Source organism: Lacinutrix sp. MEBiC02595, from assembly GCF_053601555.1.
Genome location: NZ_JBSHNU010000222.1, coordinates 479,907 through 502,540 on the forward strand (window position 1 = coordinate 479,907; position 22,634 = coordinate 502,540).

The 22,634-nt window shown below is 34.2% G+C and carries 31 protein-coding genes; 25 read left to right on the forward strand and 6 right to left on the reverse strand.

Annotation, left to right across the window (positions count from 1 at the left end):
- The first annotated feature begins 75 nt into the window (after positions 1 to 75).
- Complete coding sequence (locus tag ACVCZW_RS11940) at positions 76 to 834, forward strand: rhomboid family intramembrane serine protease (RefSeq protein WP_452228650.1); 759 nt, start codon at positions 76 to 78, stop codon at positions 832 to 834.
- A gap of 11 nt (positions 835 to 845) precedes the next feature.
- Here ACVCZW_RS11940 and rlmB read toward each other — a convergent pair whose 3' ends face one another.
- The 6 genes from rlmB to ACVCZW_RS11970 all read right to left on the reverse strand — a co-directional run bounded on the left by rlmB (position 846) and on the right by ACVCZW_RS11970 (position 10,182).
- Positions 846 to 1,580: a 23S rRNA (guanosine(2251)-2'-O)-methyltransferase RlmB gene (rlmB, locus tag ACVCZW_RS11945; protein ID WP_452228651.1), complete on the reverse strand. Its 735-nt coding sequence runs from the start codon at positions 1,578 to 1,580 to the stop codon at positions 846 to 848.
- Positions 1,581 to 1,978: 398 nt separating this feature from the next.
- Positions 1,979 to 2,869 carry a hypothetical protein gene (locus ACVCZW_RS11950; protein WP_452228652.1) on the reverse strand — a complete coding sequence of 297 codons (891 nt, stop codon included), beginning with the start codon at positions 2,867 to 2,869 and terminating at the stop codon, positions 1,979 to 1,981.
- Between the two features lie 20 nt (positions 2,870 to 2,889).
- Positions 2,890 to 3,780 carry a hypothetical protein gene (locus ACVCZW_RS11955; protein WP_452228653.1) on the reverse strand — a complete coding sequence of 297 codons (891 nt, stop codon included), beginning with the start codon at positions 3,778 to 3,780 and terminating at the stop codon, positions 2,890 to 2,892.
- A 17-nt stretch (positions 3,781 to 3,797) separates the two neighbouring features.
- Complete coding sequence (locus ACVCZW_RS11960; protein WP_452232523.1) at positions 3,798 to 5,216, reverse strand: SusD/RagB family nutrient-binding outer membrane lipoprotein; 1,419 nt, start codon at positions 5,214 to 5,216, stop codon at positions 3,798 to 3,800.
- Between the two features lie 13 nt (positions 5,217 to 5,229).
- Positions 5,230 to 8,367, reverse strand: coding sequence for a SusC/RagA family TonB-linked outer membrane protein (locus tag ACVCZW_RS11965; RefSeq protein WP_452228655.1), 3,138 nt, complete (start codon positions 8,365 to 8,367; stop codon positions 5,230 to 5,232).
- A 120-nt stretch (positions 8,368 to 8,487) separates the two neighbouring features.
- The gene (locus ACVCZW_RS11970; RefSeq protein WP_452232524.1) at positions 8,488 to 10,182 is read right to left on the reverse strand and encodes a POTRA domain-containing protein; all 1,695 of its coding nucleotides are present in this window, start codon (positions 10,180 to 10,182) and stop codon (positions 8,488 to 8,490) included.
- Positions 10,183 to 10,362: 180 nt separating this feature from the next.
- On the opposite strand from ACVCZW_RS11970, the gene rpsL reads away from it, so the two are divergent.
- From rpsL to rplO, 24 genes are all read left to right on the forward strand, one after another.
- Complete coding sequence (rpsL, locus tag ACVCZW_RS11975) at positions 10,363 to 10,737, forward strand: 30S ribosomal protein S12 (RefSeq protein WP_008269190.1); 375 nt, start codon at positions 10,363 to 10,365, stop codon at positions 10,735 to 10,737.
- A 21-nt stretch (positions 10,738 to 10,758) separates the two neighbouring features.
- Positions 10,759 to 11,235 (forward strand): 30S ribosomal protein S7, encoded by a 477-nt coding sequence (rpsG, locus tag ACVCZW_RS11980; protein ID WP_452228657.1) that lies wholly within the window; start codon positions 10,759 to 10,761, stop codon positions 11,233 to 11,235.
- A gap of 3 nt (positions 11,236 to 11,238) precedes the next feature.
- Positions 11,239 to 13,365: an elongation factor G gene (gene fusA, locus ACVCZW_RS11985; protein ID WP_452228658.1), complete on the forward strand. Its 2,127-nt coding sequence runs from the start codon at positions 11,239 to 11,241 to the stop codon at positions 13,363 to 13,365.
- Between the two features lie 12 nt (positions 13,366 to 13,377).
- Positions 13,378 to 13,683, forward strand: coding sequence for a 30S ribosomal protein S10 (gene rpsJ, locus ACVCZW_RS11990; RefSeq protein ID WP_010181931.1), 306 nt, complete (start codon positions 13,378 to 13,380; stop codon positions 13,681 to 13,683).
- A gap of 121 nt (positions 13,684 to 13,804) precedes the next feature.
- A complete protein-coding gene (gene rplC, locus ACVCZW_RS11995) occupies positions 13,805 to 14,422 on the forward strand; it encodes a 50S ribosomal protein L3 (RefSeq protein WP_452228659.1) in 618 nt (205 codons plus the stop codon).
- Positions 14,422 to 15,051: a 50S ribosomal protein L4 gene (rplD, locus tag ACVCZW_RS12000; protein WP_452228660.1), complete on the forward strand. Its 630-nt coding sequence runs from the start codon at positions 14,422 to 14,424 to the stop codon at positions 15,049 to 15,051. The genes rplC and rplD overlap by 1 nt, the downstream gene beginning before the upstream one ends.
- Before the next feature lie 7 nt (positions 15,052 to 15,058).
- Entirely contained in the window at positions 15,059 to 15,349 is a 291-nt protein-coding gene (gene rplW / locus ACVCZW_RS12005) for a 50S ribosomal protein L23 (protein ID WP_452228661.1), read from the forward strand.
- Between the two features lie 10 nt (positions 15,350 to 15,359).
- On the forward strand, positions 15,360 to 16,184 hold the full coding sequence (gene rplB / locus ACVCZW_RS12010; protein ID WP_452228662.1) for a 50S ribosomal protein L2: 825 nt from the start codon (positions 15,360 to 15,362) through the stop codon (positions 16,182 to 16,184).
- Positions 16,185 to 16,187: 3 nt separating this feature from the next.
- Entirely contained in the window at positions 16,188 to 16,466 is a 279-nt protein-coding gene (gene rpsS, locus ACVCZW_RS12015) for a 30S ribosomal protein S19 (RefSeq protein WP_055442880.1), read from the forward strand.
- Between the two features lie 4 nt (positions 16,467 to 16,470).
- Entirely contained in the window at positions 16,471 to 16,878 is a 408-nt protein-coding gene (rplV, locus tag ACVCZW_RS12020) for a 50S ribosomal protein L22 (protein ID WP_452228663.1), read from the forward strand.
- A 7-nt stretch (positions 16,879 to 16,885) separates the two neighbouring features.
- Complete coding sequence (gene rpsC, locus ACVCZW_RS12025) at positions 16,886 to 17,608, forward strand: 30S ribosomal protein S3 (protein ID WP_055442879.1); 723 nt, start codon at positions 16,886 to 16,888, stop codon at positions 17,606 to 17,608.
- 20 nt (positions 17,609 to 17,628) lie between these two features.
- On the forward strand, positions 17,629 to 18,048 hold the full coding sequence (gene rplP / locus ACVCZW_RS12030) for a 50S ribosomal protein L16 (protein WP_452228664.1): 420 nt from the start codon (positions 17,629 to 17,631) through the stop codon (positions 18,046 to 18,048).
- A 12-nt stretch (positions 18,049 to 18,060) separates the two neighbouring features.
- A complete protein-coding gene (gene rpmC, locus ACVCZW_RS12035; protein ID WP_452228665.1) occupies positions 18,061 to 18,252 on the forward strand; it encodes a 50S ribosomal protein L29 in 192 nt (63 codons plus the stop codon).
- A 13-nt stretch (positions 18,253 to 18,265) separates the two neighbouring features.
- Positions 18,266 to 18,523 carry a 30S ribosomal protein S17 gene (gene rpsQ, locus ACVCZW_RS12040; protein ID WP_055442877.1) on the forward strand — a complete coding sequence of 86 codons (258 nt, stop codon included), beginning with the start codon at positions 18,266 to 18,268 and terminating at the stop codon, positions 18,521 to 18,523.
- A gap of 2 nt (positions 18,524 to 18,525) precedes the next feature.
- Positions 18,526 to 18,894: a 50S ribosomal protein L14 gene (rplN, locus tag ACVCZW_RS12045; RefSeq protein WP_452228666.1), complete on the forward strand. Its 369-nt coding sequence runs from the start codon at positions 18,526 to 18,528 to the stop codon at positions 18,892 to 18,894.
- Positions 18,895 to 18,908: 14 nt separating this feature from the next.
- Positions 18,909 to 19,220 (forward strand): 50S ribosomal protein L24, encoded by a 312-nt coding sequence (rplX, locus tag ACVCZW_RS12050; protein ID WP_055442875.1) that lies wholly within the window; start codon positions 18,909 to 18,911, stop codon positions 19,218 to 19,220.
- 2 nt (positions 19,221 to 19,222) lie between these two features.
- Positions 19,223 to 19,774 (forward strand): 50S ribosomal protein L5, encoded by a 552-nt coding sequence (gene rplE, locus ACVCZW_RS12055; RefSeq protein ID WP_452228667.1) that lies wholly within the window; start codon positions 19,223 to 19,225, stop codon positions 19,772 to 19,774.
- A 3-nt stretch (positions 19,775 to 19,777) separates the two neighbouring features.
- Entirely contained in the window at positions 19,778 to 20,047 is a 270-nt protein-coding gene (gene rpsN, locus ACVCZW_RS12060; protein WP_033960808.1) for a 30S ribosomal protein S14, read from the forward strand.
- Positions 20,048 to 20,115: 68 nt separating this feature from the next.
- Positions 20,116 to 20,514 carry a 30S ribosomal protein S8 gene (gene rpsH, locus ACVCZW_RS12065; protein WP_452228668.1) on the forward strand — a complete coding sequence of 133 codons (399 nt, stop codon included), beginning with the start codon at positions 20,116 to 20,118 and terminating at the stop codon, positions 20,512 to 20,514.
- Positions 20,515 to 20,531: 17 nt separating this feature from the next.
- Positions 20,532 to 21,074 carry a 50S ribosomal protein L6 gene (gene rplF / locus ACVCZW_RS12070; RefSeq protein ID WP_452228669.1) on the forward strand — a complete coding sequence of 181 codons (543 nt, stop codon included), beginning with the start codon at positions 20,532 to 20,534 and terminating at the stop codon, positions 21,072 to 21,074.
- A gap of 10 nt (positions 21,075 to 21,084) precedes the next feature.
- Complete coding sequence (gene rplR / locus ACVCZW_RS12075) at positions 21,085 to 21,441, forward strand: 50S ribosomal protein L18 (RefSeq protein WP_452228670.1); 357 nt, start codon at positions 21,085 to 21,087, stop codon at positions 21,439 to 21,441.
- Positions 21,442 to 21,447: 6 nt separating this feature from the next.
- Complete coding sequence (gene rpsE / locus ACVCZW_RS12080) at positions 21,448 to 21,972, forward strand: 30S ribosomal protein S5 (protein WP_452228671.1); 525 nt, start codon at positions 21,448 to 21,450, stop codon at positions 21,970 to 21,972.
- 12 nt (positions 21,973 to 21,984) lie between these two features.
- Positions 21,985 to 22,167, forward strand: a complete 183-nt coding sequence (rpmD, locus tag ACVCZW_RS12085) for a 50S ribosomal protein L30 (RefSeq protein WP_055442868.1) — start codon at positions 21,985 to 21,987, stop codon at positions 22,165 to 22,167.
- Between the two features lie 14 nt (positions 22,168 to 22,181).
- The gene (gene rplO / locus ACVCZW_RS12090; RefSeq protein WP_055442867.1) at positions 22,182 to 22,634 is read left to right on the forward strand and encodes a 50S ribosomal protein L15; all 453 of its coding nucleotides are present in this window, start codon (positions 22,182 to 22,184) and stop codon (positions 22,632 to 22,634) included.

Genomic DNA, 22,634 nt, shown 5'->3' on the forward strand with positions numbered 1-22,634 from the left:
AGTATTTTTAATGAAAAGAATATGACAATTTAACACACCAAATACTATTGGATAACAATTTGCTATCTTTAAAATATGCAAGAACAGTTTAAATTTACAACAGGAGTCTTAGGGTATCCAATAGCATTTGTGTTAATGCTATGGATTGTCTTTTGGTTTGAAATCCGTTTTCATGTAAATTTAAATAGCCATGGTATATATCCTAAAAGACTTTCTGGGCTGCAAGGTGTTTTGTTTAGTCCGTTTATACATTCCGGAATAAAACATTTATATTCTAACACCATTCCGCTATTTGTATTATCTACAGCGTTATTTTATTTCTATCGGCCAATTGCTTGGAAAGTATTGCTTTATGGTATTTTATTTTCCGGCTTCTTTACTTGGTGTATTGGTAGACCTTCTTATCATATAGGAGCTAGCGGACTTATTTATGTTCTTGTAAGTTTTACTTTTTTTAAAGGAATTTTGGCCAAACATTACCGGTTGATTGCTCTTTCGTTATTAATTATATTTCTATATGGTAGTATGGTTTGGTATACAATGCCAATAGAAGAAGGTATATCTTGGGAAGGACACTTGTCTGGTTTAATAACAGGATTACTGTTTGCTTTAGTTTTTAGAAAGGAAATTGCTAAACCTAAAAAATATGTTTGGGAACAGAACGATTTCAATCCAGAAGAAGATCTTTTTTTGAAACAATTTGACGCCGAAGGAAATTTTGCGCCAATAGAGGAACCTGAACCTGAAACAGAAGAGGAAATTCAAGATGGAAATCTTTCCGAAAAGCAAGAGAGCCCTACATTTCATTATATTTTTAAAGAAAATAAAGAGTAGCTTTCCTAATTCTACATACGTTGTCTAACTGCTTCGTATAGAAAAGCACCACAAGCAACAGAAACATTTAATGATTCGATTTCGCCAAGTAAAGGTAGTTTCGCTTTAGCATCTACCAGTTTTAAAACCGAAGGATTTATACCGCGACCTTCGCTTCCCATGATAATGGCACAAGGCTCTTTAAATGATACATCAAAAAGCATATTATCTGTTTTTTCTGTAGCAGCAATGACTTTTATACCAGAAGCTTGTAAAAGAAACATAGCGTCTTTTATATGATCTACTTTACAAATAGGAATTTTAAAAACTGCTCCAGCACTCGTTTTTATAGTATCTCCATTTACAGGAGCACTACCACTTTTTTGAATAATTATACCATCTACTCCAGTACATTCTGCAGTTCTAATAATAGCACCAAAATTTCGTACATCGCTTAATTGGTCTAGTAGTAAAAACAATGGTGTTTTACCAGATTCGGTAACTTGGGTTACAAGATCTTCTAAGTTATGAAACGCTATAGGTGAGATTTGAGCAACTACACCTTGATGGTTACTTTTAGTAAATCGGTTTAATTTTTCTACAGGAACATAGGAAGTGTTAATTTTCTCTTTTCGAATTAAAGATTCTAGTTCATGAGAAAGTTCTCCTTTAAGACCTTTCTGAATAAAAACTTTATCAATAGCTTTTTTTGCATTTATTGCTTCAATAACTGCTCGTATACCAAATATTTGTGTACTGTTTTCCATCGATACAAAGGTATAAAAAAACCAACTCTGTTTCGGTGGTTTTTTTAAGATATAAATTTATCTTTTATAGTGGTGTTATTGTAATGGGAAATCGTAAATATGGGAAAGGTAGGATACCTTAATAGGTGATTGGATTGGGAGAATGTTTAATGGAGCGTATAATCTAGGATAAATGTTATAACATAAGAATAATAGGTAACTATTTTTAAGATAGGACATATAGTATTGCTTGCTCTTAGGAAAGAGATTAGGAAGACAATACCTTTTTATATAATGGGAATACCATGGTAGAGATACTGTATTCTTTTTATAGGATTTAAAAGGCGTTTTTTGTTAAATAAAGGATATAAAAAAACCACCTCTATTGAGGTGGTTTTTGGTATTTAAATGGTTAAATATTATAAAGATGTAACTGTATAATTATAACCGGATACTTCAATTATTGCTATACCAGCAGCAGCATCAAAAGCTGAGTTCCCTACAGCATCATGAGTTGATTGCACGGTACCTAAAGTATGGTTTGCATTTGTAATTACACCACTTGTAGTAAAATATTCTTGAGAATATTCTAATGTTAATGGTATTGTATCTGTAAAACCATCACCACTATACGGGTTTTCATACATATCTGCAAGAATATAGTATGTTCCATCTGCAAGACCAGAAATTGAACCCACTTCAGGACAATCAGCTGTACCAGCAATATAGGAAACAATTGCACCTGCACTATTAGCTAATACAATATCATAATCAATTGCACAAATGCTAGTTAATGTTAAATCTCCGTTTTCGAATTCTCCATCCCAAGATAAAGTTAAATCTAACACATCGTTAATGTAATCATTTTCGATATCAATAGTTAATTCAAAAGGAGTTACTGTCATTCCAGCCGCATCTACACCAGTTAATACTAGTGTTTCATTACCTTCAACATATCCATTTTTAGCGATTTCAATTTCAATCGTAGCAGAAGTTTGTAAAGCAGGAATAATTAATTCTGCCATGATAAAATCATCAGCATCTGCAGTACTTGAATTTGCTATTACAATTGGTACTCTTAATGAAAGAGGGTTTGGCTCTGCAATAGTAGCAGTAAGCGTTACCACTGGTAAATCATCTGGGTCTATTAAAGACTCATCAATTACCGTATTATTCATTGTACTAGATAATGTTACTTCAACGGATGAGTAGTCTATTATAGAGTCTCCGGTCGCATCATCATTATCACAAGCAGTAAAAATAATACCTGTAAACAAAAGTAATGCTATGTTTTTAATTGTTTTTTTCATTTTTTTCATTTTAGTTTATTTTACTGTTTTACGTATGTAGAACTGTACTCATTATTTCCAGCATCAAATGTAATGGTATATATTGTTACAATATCTCCGTTAGCTTGAACTTGTCCATCAGCATGACTAAAAACATCATTACTATAGAAGCCTTGCGCTAGTTTTTGAGCAGGAACAGTTATTATGTTACAAGTATCTTGAAAATTGTAACCTTGTGTAGCTGCGGGAGCAGTACCTAGACCTCCTAAAGTCCAAGTTCCTGGAGTTTGAGCGTAATAGTATCCTGGAGATACTTCTGTTATTGTTTCAATACCTTGTACTCTAATGAAACCAGTAGTAGTATTTGTACTAGTAACGCTATAAGTTCCTGCTAAATTTGAAGCACAATTTACAATTACTTTAAAAGTACCAAACTCATCATTGAAATAGATAACAGATCCATCACTCTTAAAAAGTTTAACTCTAAAAGTAAATACATCTCCAATACGGATAGCATTAGATGCTAAAGATAAACCAGAAGTGTAATCATCAATACTAGAGTAAATCACATTAAAAGGAAGAGTAGTAGTTTCTGCAGCAACTGCTTCTTCGCTCACGATATCAACAAGTTCTCCATCTACTGTTTCATGTGCAGTATGTGTTTTTACTACTTGCACTTTTTCTATACCAGCAAGGCTTCCAAATCTTAATTTTAAATCAAAATCTAGATTCGTTGACGTAAAATCAATATCAGCATCTGATAAGGGAAGTCCTGATGCAGGAATTCCTAAAATAACTCCTGAAGAATCGTTATTATCTATTGTAAATCCAGCAACAGCTGAAGCTTCAATACTTTCAGAATCATCTGAGTCACAACTAACCACTACAAGAGCAATAGTTAATATTCTTAATATATTTTTTAAATTTTTCATTTTTTTCTTTTTTTTGATTATTGCCAGAATAATGTTGAAGTTAATTCATCACCACTGCTTAAAGAAGCTTTCGCTGCTTCATAACTAGCGTTGTTTAATGAAACTTCAGTAGTTGGGTAATATAAACGAGTTGGTATAGATGAGATATCACCTTCAACAGCTGGTGTTAAAGCTGGAAAACCAGTTCTTCTCCATTCTGTCCATGATTCAAATCCTTGACCAAATAAAGAAATCCACACTTGAGTAGCGATTTTTTCTCTTGCATCGCCTTGAGTCGTAAGTGCAATAGTAGCAGCATAATCAGCACCACCATCAGCTTCGTTGAAATCAAAACTAGCAATAATACCTTCGTCCATGTACATTTTAGCAGCAGCTAAGCTACCTCCAATTTTTCCTTCATTAGCAGCTTCTGCCATTAATAATTTTAATTGAGAGTGAGACATAATTACACCAGGTAATGTTGGACTTAAATAAAAGTCACCTAAAGGACTAATGTTTCCATAAGTATATCCTAAAGCATCACTAGGTAAACCAGTATATCCTGCAGGCTTTCCAATAATGTTTCCATCTACATTTTCACCTGCATAAATAGGTAATCTAGGATCTGACAATCCAGTAAGAATATCTACAACTGGTGAACAAATTTTATATTCAGATCTGTTACCATCTACGATAGTTTCATAAATAGGGTTAGCATCTGGTGCGATTTCATTATAAACTAATTGTGCACTATCTGCATTAGATGCAAACATTTTACCTTCAGTTACTAATGTTTGTAATTCTGACGCAGAACCATTAGAGCGCATTAACACTTTAAATTTTAAAGAGTTACCAAATTTCTCCCATTTAGATACATCACCTGCATATAATAAATCTGAACTAGCAGTTATTTCACCAGTACCAGAAGCTAATAATGCGTCTGCTTGAGTTAACATCTCTAATATACCTGCATATACTTCTTGAGAAGTACTGTAAGCTGGTTGCTCAATAGCAGGGTTTAAAGCTTCTGCAAATGGTATTGGACCATATAGATCTGTTAAGATTTGAAAAGCGTTAGCTTGCATGATTAAAGATACAGCTTGTAAGTTCGTGTTACCTTCCGCTTCCGCTAATTGGTACATCGATTTTGCATCACTTAAAACATCTGCATAAAGATTATCCCAAATTCCATCAATTACAGCACGTCTTGGAACATAACGAGCTTCGTCGTTATATTGTACTTTAGACCAATGTTGTGCCCAACATTCACCCATATCTCCACCACCTTGAGCGTTGTATACAACGTTTTGGTTGATTCTAATGATATTACCTAATAATAAATGCGCAGGAACTTCTGTGGCGTTATCAGGATCTGTATTTACTTCTCCAAAATCACTATCACAGCTAGCAATAACTAATGATAAAAGTAGGAGAAAAATTATTTTTGTATTTTTCATGTTTTATTTTTTTTTAGAATGATAAGTTTACATTAAATCCAACTGAACGAGCAGATGGTATTTGACCAAATTCTTGTCCTTGATCTCCATTATCACTACTGAAACCAGTTTCAGGATCAATGTGAGGAACTTTAGAATATAATAAGGCTAAGTTTCTACCTACAACCGCAAATCTAGCATTTGTAATAAAAGTGTTTTTTAATAAAGTCTTAGGTAATGAGTAACCTAAAGAAACAGATCTTAATTTAACATAAGATGCATCAAAAATAGCACTTTCTTCTACACCATTACCAAATGCTGCTTGGTTAAAAGCTCTAGCAGGAGCAGCTACATTATTTGCAACATATCCACCAGCACCATCAGACATAACTCCATTTCCAACGATTCCAGTTTCTCTTCCTACAAGAGTTTCTTCTAAGACACCTGCATATCTACCCCAAGCATAAGACATACTATGTACCTCTCCACCTATTTTAGCATCTATTAGTGTACTTAATGTAATCCCTTTGTATTCTAAGTTTAAGCTAACACCTCCTGTCCAGTCTGGTGCAATATCTCCTAATACTTTGTATTCTTGATCTACAACAGGTAAACCATTTTCGTAAATTACTTGTCCAGCATCATTGGTTTCAAAACCTCTACCTACAAGAACTCCATAAGGCTCTCCAGTTCTAGCTTCTAATCTAACTCCCCATTGACCACCTAATATGTATGAATCAAGACCTCCTAAAGAAACAACTTCGTTCTCATTTTTAGCCCAGTTTAAATCTACACCTAATTTAAAGTCATCGTTATCAATTATAGAAACTCCTAAAGATAATTCAATACCTTTATTAGACATTTCTCCTGCATTTTTCCAAGCACTTGTTTGTCCTGTAGAAGCAGATAATTGAATAGGTAAAATTAAGTCCTCACTTAATTGATCGTAGTAAGTTGCACTAAATTTAATTCTACTTTTAAACATTCTTACATCTATACCAGCTTCAAAACCAGTTACAGACTCAGGAGTTAAATCATCATTAAACCTTGTGTTAGGAGTAGATGCTAAGTTACCAAAAGCATTATTTGCTAAAGAATATGTTTGATTTAAGTTGTATGGTCCTAATGCACCAGTACTACCTACTTTAGACCAACCACCTCTTAATTTTAAGTAATCAATTTTAGCACCATCTAAGTCCACCATATCTGAAACGATTGCAGATAAAGAAACAGAAGGGTAAAAGAAAGAATTGTTTTGTACAGGCAATACTGAAGCCCAGTCATTTCTTCCAGAGAATTCTAAGAATAAGTAATCGTTATATCCAATAGATCCAAATCCGTACACACTATTAATTCTTCTATTACTAGTTGTATTAAAGTATGTTGGTGTTGCACCTGTTTTGATATTAGATAAATTGTATAAACCAGGTAACTCTAATTGAGCAGCTTCACCAATTAAAGAAGAATAATTTCTTTTCATTCCATTGGTACCAGCATTAAGAGATAAGCTAAAGCTTTCTGATAAATCGGTGTTGTAAGATAATAATAACTCTAAGTTAGTTTCAGAGTAATCTCTTTTGAATTCTGCGTAATAACCAAAAAGATTTTCGTTAGATCCTTGGGATTTAATTCTTTTTTCAGATTGTGTATATTGATCTCTACTGTATTTTGTAGTAATAGAAAATTTGTCTGAGAAGTCATAAGTAAAGAAAATATTACCAACGAAACGATTTTTATCAAATGTATTTCTGTTGTTTTCTAATACCCAGTAAGGATTGTTTTGGAAGTTTGCATTCCAGTTTAATGGAGTACCTTCTGCTGGCGTTCCTGCTGCTGCTAATGGTAAGTTTCTCCAGTCTTTAAAGTCTGAGAAATTTACCTGTCTTGCAGACCAGATGAACTGTTGCATTGGGTTTTCATTTGTATAACCACCAATTGGTAAGTTATCACTTTCTGTATTGATATAACTTACAGACATTCCTGCATGAAACTTTTTACCTAAATCCATTTTACCGTTGAAACCAAGGTTCAATCTATTAAGTTCAGTAAAAGGTAACATACCATCTTGTTCAGACTTACCTAAAGAGAATCTCATGGATCCTTTTTCACCACCTGAAGTTACAGTAATACTGTTACTTAAAGCAACTCCTGTATCAAAAAAGTCTTTTACGTTATCAGGACTTGATACCCATGGTAAAGCTTGACCTCCGTTTAATTGAGAATCCCATTGAATAAATTCAAAACCTGAATCTAAAGCAGGACCCCAACTTTCATCAACACCATCATTAACACCACCATTAGCACCATCTACAAACTCGAAATAATCAGGGTTAGAACCTTGACCATAAGAATTTTGGTAATCTGGTAATCTTAAAGGATTAGAGAAACTTGCGTTAGAGTTAATACTCACAGCGAAAGAACCATCTTTGTTACCACCAGACTTGGTAGTAATTACGATAACTCCATTTGCCCCACGTACACCGTATAAAGCAGCAGCATTAGGCCCCTTTAATACAGAAATAGACTCAATGTCATCTGGATTGATATCCGAAGCACCATTTGGTAAATCAGCTCCACCAGTAGAAGATGCTCCACTATAAGAAGAGTTATCTAATGGCACACCATCAACAACAAATAAAGGTTGGTTGTTTCCTGTAATAGTAGAGTTCCCTCTTAATACTATTCTTGAAGAAGCACCTACACTACCTGAACTGTTGGTAACTTGAATACCTGCAGCTTTACCAGAAAGCGCATTTACTAAGTTTCCTTCTCTAGCTTCAGTAAGACCTTCACCAGATACTTTTTGTACTGAATAACCAATTGCTTTCTCTGATTTTTTAATACCAAGAGCAGTTACAACAACTTCATCTAAAGTGTTGTCTGGTTCTAGAGAAGCATCTATTTTGTTAGATGCACCTACAGTTTTTGTTTGGTTTGAATAACCAACATAACTAAAAATTAAAACATCACCTTGTTTTGCATTAATGGTATAGTTACCATCAAAATCAGTTGATGCCCCAGTAGTAGTTCCTTTAATGATTACCGTTGCCGTTGGAAGAGGCAAACCGTTTTCATCAGAAACTGTTCCCGAAATTGTTTTTTCTTGTGCAAACGTAAATTGCACAACAAACGCCAGTAATAGCGTTAAAATTCCACTAAACTTTGTTTTCATTTTATATTTTATTTGAATTAGTCTATGCCAAAAATCATAATAAAAAGTTAATAAAACAATAATAATTGGTTAAAATTTTGATTTTTTTTTCAAAACATCACTTTTAAGGCCAATATTACGTTAAAAAATGGCTGTTAAGCTTAGGTGGATTTTGGAATTAGAGAATTTGAATTTTTGATTTTCGCTTTTACCATTAGCATAATTAAATTTTAGTAATCCTGCCTTAGTTAATAAGCCAAAACCAAAGCCAAAACCATATAATTTTTCTTTTTGACTGGTAAGCGTATTTTCCAAATAGGAGAAATCAATAATGGAATGTATATATAGGGAGTTGCTTAGCTGGTATCTGTATTCGGTGTTGGTAAGCGCATATAAGGAGGCCGTAAGACTATTTTCTTCAAAACCCCGAATAGAGTTTATACCACCAAATCTAAATAATTCATTTTCTAAATAATTTTTTGAGAATAAACCAGAACCATTAATTCTTATATATGCGCTGTTTTTTTTGTTTAAATTAAAAATTTTAAAAGCATCTATAAATAGAAGCGTTTGATTTTCGGTGTTATTAGCAAAACTTCTTTTTCCATTACCTACTTCGAGGGCCAAAAAGAGATTCTTGTCAAAGAGAAAGTTGTTTTGAAGTTTATTGTAAGTAAATCTTAAATTATAGATATTTGAGTTATAGTCTTGTATTTCTGGTAAAGTATTAGACTCGCTTAATAAACTATTGGATTTTGTGCTATTAATACCAAAGTGAATTCTGGTTTGCGGATTTATTTGATAAAATAATTTAGCAATTTGATTAACGGTTGTAAAGGAGGAATCTTTTTTAAAAATCTGCAAACCAACTTCAGCTCCAAGAGGAGAATTAAATAAATAAGGCAAACTTAGATTGGCATTAAATGTTTTTTGCTCATTCTCATCACTCTTATAAATGAGTTGAAAAGATTCACCAGTATTTAGATTATTATTTAAGTTGAGATTAAGGTATCCATTAAAATCTATTTTGTTGGTAGTTTCATTCGTTCCAAAACCTAAAAAGCCATCAAAATTATTGCTTTTTGCCTTTTTAAGATATAGATATAATATGGTGGAGTCTTTTGTGAATAAAACTTCGGGTTCTTTAATTTGATTTGCAAATTTTAATTCTTTTAAGACGGCGGTCTTTTTTTTGATTTCAGAAAGGTTAAATGTTTTCCTCTTTTTTAATTTTAAATAATGCTTTAAATAGGATTTTGGGAATTTCTCGTAACCCTTTAAGATAATTTTATCTATAGTTCTTTTATCTAGTGTTTCTTTTAAAACTAAAGTTGCCTTTAAGGTAGTTTTGTTTTTTACGGATATATCTTGAAGGGTAATTTCGCTAAATGGAAAACCTTGATCGCTAATTTTGGAGTTTATGGAATATAGAGAGCGTTCTATGCTATTAAACGGTAAAATAAAAAAATCGTCATAAACTAGATTGGAAACTTGCTCTAGTACCGATTTTCCGATTATGGCTTCATCATAATATATATGTATGTTATGATATCGATGTTTTAAACGGAATAATACCGAATACGTAGAATCATTCTCTTTGTTTAAATTTTGGAAGTCATTTTCAATATAGCCAATTTGGAATAACTTTATTTGAAGCGAATCTATTTCCTTTTTAACGGTATTTAAATCTATGTGCTTCTTTTGGTAAGAAATAGAATCTATTCGTTTTGTTTCCAATTCGGTTTCACCAGTAACTTTTAAATATAATTGCTGACTAATCGCTTCCGAAGAAAATAGAATACATAGAATAAGCGGTAAAAAGAAAGATTTAGACACAGGTATATGAAAACTTTTTATTGTGTAAATCTAACGGAAAAACAACAAAATTAATATAGATTGAATCCTAAATTTTAATTTATGTAAAAAATTAATGCCCAGTTGTTTGATATTTTCAAATTAATTCCTACATTTGCAGCCCTCTAAGAAGAGGACTTTAAAAAATTATATATAATATATATGCCAACAATTTCACAATTAGTACGAAAAGGAAGAGCCAAAATAACCAAGAAGAGTAAATCGGCTGCTTTAGATTCGTGTCCACAAAGACGTGGTGTGTGTACTCGTGTTTACACGACGACACCTAAAAAACCTAACTCAGCAATGCGTAAGGTAGCAAGGGTTCGTTTAACAAACGGTAACGAGGTTAATGCATACATCGGTGGTGAAGGACACAATTTACAAGAGCACTCGATAGTATTGGTTAGAGGTGGAAGGGTAAAAGATTTACCAGGAGTTAGATATCACATTGTTCGTGGTGCCTTAGACACAGCAGGTGTTGCAGGTAGAACGCAACGTAGATCTAAGTATGGTGCAAAACGCCCTAAGAAGTAATTTAAACTTTAAGAAGAAGACATGAGAAAAAGAGCAGCGAAGAAAAGACCGCTTTTGCCAGATCCAAAATTTAACGACCAGTTAGTAACTCGTTTCGTTAATATGATGATGTGGGATGGTAAAAAGTCTATAGCTTTTAAAGTATTTTATGATGCAATTGCAATCGTAGAAGAAAAGAAAACAGACGACGAAAAAACAGCCTTAGAGGTTTGGAAAGAAGCGTTATCTAACGTTATGCCTCACGTAGAAGTGCGTAGTCGTAGAGTTGGAGGAGCAACATTTCAAATACCAATGCAAATCCGTCCAGACAGAAAAGTTTCAACAGCAATGAAGTGGTTAATTAGTTATTCTCGTAAAAGAAATGAGAAATCTATGGCACAACGTTTAGCTTCAGAGGTTTTAGCAGCAGCTAAAGAAGAAGGAGCAGCAGTTAAAAAGCGTACTGACACGCATAAAATGGCAGAAGCAAATAAAGCATTCTCTCACTTTAGATTTTAAGAAATGGCAAGAGATTTAAAATATACAAGAAATATTGGGATTGCTGCTCATATTGATGCTGGTAAAACAACAACAACAGAGCGTATTCTATATTATACAGGAGTTTCACATAAAATTGGTGAAGTACATGATGGTGCTGCAACAATGGACTGGATGGAGCAAGAGCAAGAACGTGGTATTACTATTACGTCTGCTGCTACAACATGTACATGGCAGTTTCCAAAAGAGAACGCTCAAGTTCTTGCAGAAACAAAGGATTATCACTTTAATATTATTGATACTCCAGGTCACGTAGATTTTACGGTAGAAGTAAATCGTTCTTTACGTGTATTAGATGGTTTAGTATTCTTGTTTAGTGCAGTAGATGGTGTTGAGCCTCAATCTGAAACGAACTGGAGACTAGCGGATAACTATAAAGTGCCAAGAATTGGTTTCGTTAATAAAATGGACCGTCAAGGATCTGATTTTATGATGGTTTGTGGCCAAGTTAAAGAAATGTTAGGTTCTAATGCAGTGCCTATAGTTTTAAATATTGGTGACGAAGAGAACTTTAAAGGTATCGTTGATTTAGTTAAGAATAGAGCTATCGTATGGCATGAAGAAGGAATGGGAGCAACATTTGATGTTGTAGATATTCCGGAAGAGCTTAAAGAAGAAGCAAGAATTCTTCGTGGTAAACTTATTGAAGAAGTAGCTAGTTACGACGAGAATTTATTAGAGAAATTCATGGAAGATGAAAACTCTATTACAGAAGAAGAAGTGCATGCTGCACTTAGAGCTGCTGTAATGGATATGGCTATCATTCCAATGATTTGTGGTTCTGCTTTTAAAAATAAAGGGGTACAGTTCTTATTAGATGCTGTATGTCGTTACTTACCTTCTCCTATGGATAAGGAAGGTATTGTAGGTATTAACCCAGATACAGATAAAGAAGAAATTCGTAAGCCAAGTGTAGACGAACCTTTCGCTGCATTAGCTTTTAAAATTGCTACAGATCCTTTTGTAGGTCGTTTAGCATTCTTTAGAGCATATTCTGGTCGTTTAGATGCAGGTTCTTATGTGTTAAATAATCGTTCTGGTAAGAAAGAGCGTATTTCACGTATCTACCAAATGCATGCAAACAAACAAAATGCAATTGATTATATAGAAGCTGGAGATATTGGAGCTGCTGTTGGATTTAAATCTATCAAAACAGGAGATACACTTTCAGCTGAAAAATTCCCTATAGTTTTAGAATCTATGGACTTCCCAGATCCAGTAATTGGTATCGCAGTGGAGCCTAAGACGAAGGCAGATGTGGATAAATTAGGAATGGGCTTAGCTAAATTAGCGGAAGAAGATCCTACGTTTACTGTACGTTCAGACGAAGCTTCAGGACAGACTATTATTTCAGGAATGGGTGAACTTCACCTAGATGTAATTGTAGACCGTTTAAGACGTGAGTTTAAAGTAGAAGTAAATCAAGGGCAACCACAAGTAGAGTATAAAGAGGCTATTACACAAGCTGCAGATCATAGAGAAGTTTATAAGAAACAATCTGGTGGTCGTGGTAAGTTTGCGGATATCGTATTTACGATTGAACCAGCAGACGAAGGTGTTGTAGGTCTTCAATTTGAATCTGTAATTAAAGGTGGTAACGTTCCTAAAGAATTTATCCCTTCTATTGAAAAAGGATTTAAAATGGCAATGGCTAACGGACCATTAGCAGGTTTTGAAGTAGACGCAATGAAAGTGACATTGAGAGATGGATCTTATCACGATGTCGATTCAGATCAGTTATCATTCGAATTAGCAGCTAAACTTGGATTTAAAAATTCAGCGAAAGCAGCGAAAGCGGTTATAATGGAACCAATCATGAAATTGGAGGTGATTACACCAGAAGAAAACATGGGTGATATTGTTGGTGATTTAAATAGAAGAAGAGGTCAAATGAGTGATATGGGTGATAGAGCTGGTGCAAAAACTGTAAAAGCTACTGTACCATTATCGGAAATGTTCGGTTATGTAACTACATTAAGAACATTATCATCTGGTAGAGCAACTTCTACTATGGAATTTTCACACTATGCCGAAACACCTTCAAATGTATCTGAAGAAGTGATCAAAGCAGCTAAAGGAGAACAATCTTAAAAAGTTAAGAAAATGAGTCAAAAAATTAGAATCAAATTAAAGTCTTACGATCATAACTTAGTAGACAAGTCTGCTGAAAAGATTGTAAAAACAGTAAAAAGTACAGGAGCTGTTGTAACTGGACCAATTCCATTACCAACACACAAGAAAATTTTCACTGTATTACGTTCACCTCACGTAAACAAGAAGTCAAGAGAACAATTTCAATTAAGCTCTTATAAGCGTTTATTAGATATTTACTCTTCATCTTCTAAAACAATTGACGCTCTAATGAAGTTAGAGTTGCCAAGTGGTGTTGAAGTAGAGATCAAAGTTTAAGTTTAAACTTACATGTCCTTAACGATGGTTAAGGAAAAACGGTAAAAATACAATTCAAGGCTGAAACGTATTTTTCAGCCTTGTTTTTTTAATAAATAGTAACAAATAAATAAATAATAATATGTCTGGGTTAATTGGAAAGAAAATCGGTATGACCAGCATCTTTGATGAAAACGGGAAAAATATTCCTTGTACAGTAATCGAAGCTGGACCATGTATCGTTACCCAAGTCAGAACTGAAGAAGTTGATGGTTATGAAGCCATTCAACTTGGTTTCGATGACGCGACAGAAAAGAGCGCTACTAAAGCTGACTTAGGTCATGCTAAAAAAGCGGGTACTTCTGTTAAGCGTAAAATCGTTGAATTTCAAGGTTTTGATGCGGAGTACAAATTAGGAGATGCTATAACAGTAGAACACTTTACAGAAGGTGAGTTTGTTGATGTAGCTGGAACTTCAAAAGGTAAAGGATTTCAAGGTGTTGTAAAACGTCATGGATTTGCCGGAGTTGGTCAAGCAACGCACGGTCAACACAACCGTTTAAGAGCTCCAGGTTCTATTGGTGCTGCTTCATATCCTGCGAGAGTATTCAAGGGAATGAAAATGGCAGGTAGAATGGGTGGAGACACAGTAAAAGTTCAAAATTTAAGAGTTTTAAAAGTAGTTGCTGATAAGAATCTACTTGTGGTTAAAGGATGTGTTCCTGGTCATAAAAACGCTTATGTAATTATTAGAAAATAATGAAAGTAGCAGTTGTAGATATTAACGGAAAAGACACAGGAAGAAAGGTAGACCTTTCTAAAGATGTGTTTGCTATTGAACCTAATAATCATGCGGTATATTTGGATGTTAAGCAATACTTAGCAAACCAAAGACAAGGTACTCATAAAGCTAAAGAAAGAGCGGAGATTACTGGAAGTACGCGTAAGATTAAAAAGCAAAAAGGAACAGGTACAGCAAGAGCTGGATCTATTAAGTCAGGAGTTTTTAGAGGTGGAGGTCGTATGTTCGGTCCAAGACCAAGAAACTATAGCTTTAAATTAAACAAAAACCTTAAACGTTTAGCTCGTAAATCAGCTTTAAGTATTAAGGCAAGTGAGAAGTCAATTGTAGTATTAGAAGATTTAAACTTCGATACGCCAAAGACTAAAAATTTCACTGCAGTTTTAAAAGCTTTAGGACTAGAAAACAAAAAATCACTGTTTGTGTTGGGTGCGTCAAATAATAATGTATATTTGTCGTCACGCAATTTAAAAGGCACTGAAGTGTTAATAAACTCAGAGTTAAGCACTTACAAGATTTTAAATGCAAATCAAGTAGTTCTTTTAGAGAGTTCTTTAGAAGGAATTGAAACGAATTTAAGTAAATAAGAAACAAATGAATATCTTAATTAAACCGATAATCACAGAAAAAGCGACAGCAAATAGCGAGTTAAACAACTGCTATACTTTTCAAGTGAAGACAAAGGCGAACAAGGTAGAAATTAAAAAAGCAGTGGAAGCTGCTTATGGAGTTTCTGTTGAAAAAGTTCGTACTATAAATGTCCGTCCAGATAGAAGTACTAAGTTTACAAAAACTGGTATTCAACATGGTAAAACAAATGCTGTTAAAAAAGCAATTGTACAACTGGCGGAAGGTGAGATCATTGATTTATACACTAACATGTAATTAAAGACAAATGTCAGTAAGAAAATTAAAACCAATCACACCAGGACAGCGATTTAGAGTAGTAAACGGATTTGACGCCATTACTACTGATAAGCCGGAGAAAAGTTTATTAGCTCCGAATAAAAGGTCTGGTGGTAGAAACAGTCAAGGAAGAATGACCATGCGCTATATAGGTGGAGGTCATAAACGTAAGTATCGTATTATCGATTTTAAACGTGACAAAGCAGGAGTTCCTGGTGAAGTTATGTCTATTCAATACGATCCAAACAGAACCGCTTTTATCGCATTATTGAATTATCAAGATGGCGAGAAAAGATACATTATTGCTCAAAATGGCTTACAAGTAGGTCAGACAGTAGTGTCAGGTGATACAGCAGGTCCAGAAATTGGAAACGCAATGCCTTTAGGTAAAATACCTTTAGGAACTATTATTTCTTGTTTAGAGTTACGTCCAGGTCAAGGAGCTGTTATGGCTCGTAGTGCTGGAGCATTTGCTCAATTAATGGCGAGAGATGGTAAGTTTGCAACTGTAAAATTACCTTCAGGTGAAACACGTTTAGTGTTAGTAACTTGTATGGCTACAATAGGAGTTGTTTCTAACTCAGATCATCAATTGTTAGTATCAGGTAAGGCTGGTAGAACAAGATGGTTAGGTAGACGTCCACGTACTAGACCAGTAGTAATGAATCCTGTCGATCATCCAATGGGTGGTGGAGAAGGAAAATCTTCTGGAGGACATCCTCGTTCTAGAAATGGTATACCTGCTAAAGGTTATAGAACCCGTTCTAAAACAAAAGCGAGTAATAAATATATTGTAGAACGTAGAAAGAAATAAGATATGTCAAGATCATTAAAAAAAGGACCTTACGTTCATTATAAACTAGAAAAGAAAGTTGCAGCTAATGTGGACGCTAACAAAAAGACAGTAATCAAAACTTGGTCAAGAGCAAGTATGATTACTCCAGATTTTGTTGGACAAACAATAGCAGTACATAACGGTCGTCAATTTGTACCAGTTTACGTAACAGAAAACATGGTAGGACATAAGTTAGGAGAATTTTCACCAACAAGATCTTTTAGAGGTCACGCTGGTGCTAAAAATAAAGGTAAAAAGTAGAGCTATGGGAAGTCGTAAAAAACAAATGGCAGACGCTATTAAGGAAGCAAAAAAGGAAATCGCTTTTGCAAAACTTAATAACTGTCCTACATCACCAAGAAAAATGCGTTTAGTAGCCGATTTAGTAAGAGGTGAACGCGTAGAAAAGGCACTTAACATATTAAAATTTAGCCAAAAAGAAGCTTCAAATCGTTTAGAAACATTATTGTTGTCTGCAATTGCAAACTGGCAAGCTAAAAACGAAGATGCAAGCATAGAAGAGGCTGAATTATTTGTTAAAGAGATTAGAGTAGATGGCGGATCTATGTTAAAAAGATTACGTCCAGCACCTCAAGGTCGCGCACACAGAATTAGAAAACGTTCAAACCACGTTACAATAGTGGTAGGAGCTAACAATAACACACAAAGCTAAGGTAGATATGGGACAAAAAACAAATCCAATCGGAAATCGCTTAGGAATTATCAGAGGATGGGAATCTAACTGGTATGGAGGAAACGATTATGGTGACAAACTTGCTGAAGATTATAAAATCAGAGAGTATGTTCATGCACGTTTATCTAAAGCTAGTGTTTCAAGAGTAATCATTGAGAGAACTTTAAAACTTGTAACCGTTACTATCACTACTGCTAGACCTGGTATTATTATCGGAAAAGGTGGACAAGAGGTAGACAAGTTAAAAGAAGAGCTTAAAAAGATTACAGGTAAAGAGGTTCAAATAAACATATTTGAAATCAAAAGACCAGAACTTGACGCATTTTTAGTAGGATCGAGTATTGCTCGTCAAATTGAAAACAGAATTTCATACAGACGTGCTATCAAGATGGCAATTGCTGCTACAATGCGAATGAATGCTGAAGGAATTAAAATTCAAATTAGTGGTCGTTTAAATGGTGCTGAAATGGCACGTTCTGAACACTACAAAGATGGACGTATTCCTTTATCAACCTTTAGAGCCGATATTGACTATGCTTTAGTTGAGGCACACACTACTTATGGTAGATTGGGTGTAAAAGTATGGATCATGAAAGGTGAAGTATATGGTAAAAGAGAACTTTCTCCGCTTGTTGGATTATCTAAGAAGCAAGGAAAAGGTGGAAGAGGCGGAAGAGATAACAAGAATCAATCTCGTCGTAGAAAGTAATTTTTTAAAGAAAAGACAAAATGTTACAGCCTAAAAAAACAAAATTTAGAAAAATGCAAAAGGGACGTATGAAGGGGAACTCTGGTAGAGGTCACCAATTATCATACGGTACTTTTGGAATAAAATCATTAGATTCAAACTTTTTAACTTCACGTCAAATTGAAGCTGCACGTATTGCTGCTACTCGTTACATGAAAAGAGAAGGATCTTTGTGGATAAAAATCTTTCCAGATAAGCCAATCACAAAGAAACCTCTAGAAGTACGTATGGGTAAAGGTAAAGGTGCCGTAGAATATTGGGCAGCGGTTGTTAAACCGGGAAGAATATTATTCGAAATTGGTGGTGTGCCATTAGAAGTAGCGCAAGAAGCATTACGTTTAGCAGCACAAAAATTACCAGTTAAAACTAAGTTTGTAATTGCTAGAGATTATCAAGCATAATAATTTAAGATGATGAAACAATCAGAAGTTAAAGAATTATCTATTGCTGAGTTACAAGAGAAACTTAGTGAGACAAGAAAAAGTTATTCAGACCTTAAAATGGCTCATGTAGTATCTCCTTTAGAGAATCCAATTCAATTACGTTCTGTAAGAAGAGCGGTAGCTAGAATTGCGACTGAATTAACTAAAAGAGAATTACAATAATTCAGCTGAAAAGATGGAAAAAAGAAACTTAAGAAAAGAACGTGTAGGAGTAGTTACTAGTAACAAAATGATGAAATCAATCGTTGTTGCCGAAGTAAAAAAAGTAAAACATCCTATGTATGGTAAGTTCGTGTTAAAAACAAAAAAATATGTTGCACACGACGAAACAAACGACTGTAACATTGGAGATACAGTAAAGATCATGGAAACAAGACCTTTATCTAAATCGAAATGTTGGAGATTAGTTGAAATAATTGAAAGAGCTAAATAATTATGGTACAAACAGAATCAAGATTAAAGGTAGCTGATAACACTGGAGCAAAAGAGGTTTTAACCATTCGTGTTCTAGGTGGTACAAAAAGAAGATACGCATCTGTAGGTGACAAAATTGTTGTTGCTGTAAAAGACGCAACTCCTAATGGAAACATTAAAAAAGGAGCTGTTTCTACCGCAGTTGTAGTACGTACTAAGAAAGAAGTAAGACGTCCAGACGGATCTTATATAAGATTTGATGACAATGCTTGTGTGCTTTTAAACCCAACGGGTGAAATGAGAGGAACACGTGTATTTGGACCTGTTGCTAGAGAACTTCGTGATAAACAATTCATGAAAATTGTATCATTAGCACCAGAAGTGCTTTAAGACAATATATTAAGATGACAAAGCTTAAAATAAAATCAGGAGATACTATTAGAGTAATTGCTGGAGATCATAAAGGATCAGAAGGGAAAGTACTTAAGGTATTAACCGATAAGAACAAAGCGATCGTTGAGGGAGTAAACATGGTTAAGAAACATACTAAACCAAGTGCTCAAAGTCCTCAAGGTGGAATCGTAGAAAAAGAAGCTGCAATTCAAATTTCTAACTTATCATTGTTAACTTCGAAAGGAGAAACAACAAGAGTTGGTTATAGAATGGAAGGCGATAAGAAAGTAAGATTTTCAAAAAAATCTAATGAAGTAATATAGTTATGGCATATTCACCAAGACTTAAAGAAGAGTATAAAAGCAAAATAATTGCTGCTCTTACAGAAGAATTTAGTTATAAAAATGTAATGGAAGTTCCAAAACTTAAAAAGATAGTTTTATCTAAAGGAGTTGGAGCGGCAGTTGCAGATAAAAAGTTAATCGACTACGCGTTAGAAGAAATAACAACTATAACTGGACAAAAAGCTATAGCAACAATTTCTAAAAAGGATGTTGCTACATTTAAACTACGTAAAGGTATGCCAATTGGTGTAAAAGTAACTTTACGAGGGGAAAGAATGTATGAGTTTTTAGACCGTTTTATTACATCTGCCTTACCTCGTGTAAGAGATTTTAACGGAATTAAAGCTACAGGATTTGACGGAAGAGGTAACTATAACTTAGGAGTTGTAGAACAAATTATCTTTCCAGAGATTAATATCGATAAGGTAAACAAAATCTCAGGAATGGATATTACATTTGTAACTTCTGCGGATACAGATAAAGAAGCAAAATCATTATTAACAGAACTAGGGTTACCTTTTCAAAAGAACTAAGTTATGGCTAAAGAATCAATGAAAGCCCGCGAGGTTAAAAGAGCAAAGACAGTAGCAAAGTATGCAGAGAAACGTAAAGCTTTAAAAGAAGCTGGAGATTATGAAGCATTACAAAAGTTACCTAAAAACGCTTCGCCTGTGCGTATGCATAATAGATGTAAATTAACAGGAAGACCTAAAGGATACATGCGTACCTTTGGTGTTTCTCGTGTTACATTTAGAGAAATGGCAAATCAAGGGTTAATCCCAGGAGTTAGAAAAGCAAGTTGGTAAAATTAAATATAAACAGATTTTAGGTTCAACACCAACGTTGAAAACCAAGATCACAAAATCAATTAGTTATGTACACAGATCCAATAGCGGATTATTTAACTAGAGTTAGAAATGCGGTAAGAGCAAACCACAGAGTGGTGGAAATTCCTGCTTCTAACTTGAAAAAGGAAATTACTAAAATATTATTCGATCAAGGATATATTTTAAGTTACAAGTTCGACGATTCTTCAGTACAAGGGACAATTAAAATTGCTCTTAAGTACAATAAAGAAACAAAAGAACCAGTAATCAAGCAAATTCAAAGAATAAGTAAACCAGGTTTACGTAAGTATGCAAGTTCTAAAGAATTACCTAGAATCTTAAACGGTCTTGGTATTGCCATCATTTCTACTTCTCATGGAGTAATGACTGGTAAGCAAGCACAAAGAGATAATGTAGGTGGTGAAGTACTTTGTTACGTTTACTAATTTAAAGCCCAAAAGAAATGTCAAGAATAGGAAATAATCCGGTAGCCATTCCAGAAGGCGTAACAGTAGACATTAAAGATAATGTTGTTACTGTAAAAGGTAAATTAGGAGAATTAACACAAAACTTTGATTCAGTAGAAATCAAAGTAGAGGAAGGTAACGTAATGGTTACTCGTTCTTCAGACTCTAAAGATCAAAAAGCCAAACATGGTTTATATAGATCCTTAATTAATAACATGATTGAAGGTGTATCTAAAGGATGGACTAAAAATTTAGAGTTAGTAGGTGTAGGATATAGAGCATCAAGCCAAGGGCAAAAATTAGATTTAGCTTTAGGTTTTTCGCATAACATAGTATTGGATATAGCTCCTGAAGTTAAAATTGAAACAGTTTCAGATAAAGGAAAAAATCCAATTATAAAATTAACTTCTTTCGACAAACAATTAGTTGGTCAAGTTGCTGCAAAAATACGTGGCTTCCGTAGACCAGAACCTTACAAAGGAAAAGGTGTGAAGTTTGTTGGAGAAGTACTAAGAAGAAAAGCAGGTAAATCAGCTTAATAAGTAAGTTATGGCACTATCAAAATTCGAGAGAAGAATAAGAATAAAAAACAGAATTCGTAAGACTGTATCAGGTACAGGATCTAGACCGAGATTATCTGTTTTTAGAAGTAATAAAGAAATTTATGCTCAAATAGTTGATGATGAAACTGGTAATACTATCAGTGCTGCATCTTCAAGAGATAAAGACATTAGTTCTGCAAAAGGGAATAAGACAGAAATAGCTACATTAGTAGGGAAAGCTGTTGCCGAAAAAGCAATAAAAGCTGGTATTAATACAATCTCTTTTGATAGAGGTGGTTATATTTATCACGGTAGAGTAAAATCATTAGCTGATGGAGCTAGAGAAGCAGGACTTAAATTCTAAGAAATTATGAATCACAAATACAAAAGCGCAGAGCTTGTTAAACCAAGTGGATTAGATCTTAAAGATCGTTTAGTTGGTGTACAAAGAGTTACTAAAGTAACTAAAGGTGGTAGAGCATTTGGTTTTTCAGCAATCGTAGTGGTTGGTGATGAGGCAGGTGTAGTAGGACACGGTTTAGGAAAGTCTAAAGATGTTGCTAGTGCAATTGCAAAAGCAGTAGAAGACGCAAAGAAAAACCTAGTACGTATTCCTTTAATAAAAAGTACGTTACCACATGAACAAAAAGGAAAATTTGGTGGAGCAAGAGTAAACATCATTCCTGCAGCTCCTGGTACAGGAGTAATTGCTGGTGGAGCTGTGAGAACAGTTCTTGAGGCAGTGGGAGTACACGATGTATTATCAAAATCTCAAGGTTCATCAAACCCTCATAACGTAGTAAAAGCAACATTTGATGCTTTATTACAACTAAGAGATGCAAGAACAATTGCTCGTGATAGAGGAGTTTCTCTTGATAAAGTTTTTAAAGGATAATAAAGGAAAACGATGGCAAAGATAAAAGTAAAAAAAGTAAAGAGTGCAATCAATCGTACGCAAAGACAAAAGAGAACATTATTAGCTCTTGGTCTTAAAAAGATTGGTCAAGTAGTAGAGCACGATGCCACACCAAATATCCTTGGTATGGTTGCTAAAGTTTCACATTTAGTTTCTGTTGAAGAAGCAAAATAATATAACACTTACAAATGGATTTAAGTAATTTAAAACCTGCAGAAGGTTCAGTAAAAAATCAAGGTAAACGAATAGGTCGTGGACAAGGTTCTGGAAAAGGTGGTACTGCAACACGTGGTCACAAAGGAGCTAAATCTCGTTCTGGTTACTCTAAGAAAGTTGGTTTTGAAGGAGGTCAAATGCCTATCCAACGTCGTGTACCTAAATTTGGTTTTACTAATATTAACCGTAAGGAATATCAAGGTGTAAATCTAGATAAACTACAACAGTTAATTGATGACAAAGTAATTAAAGATACTCTTGATCTAGATACAATGATAACGTTACGTTTAGCTGGCAAAAATGAGCTAGTTAAAATATTAGGACGTGGTGAATTAAAATCTAAATTAACAGTAACAGCTCATAAATTTACAGCAACTGCAAAAGCAGCTATCGAAGCAGCTGGAGGAGAAGCAGTAACTTTATAA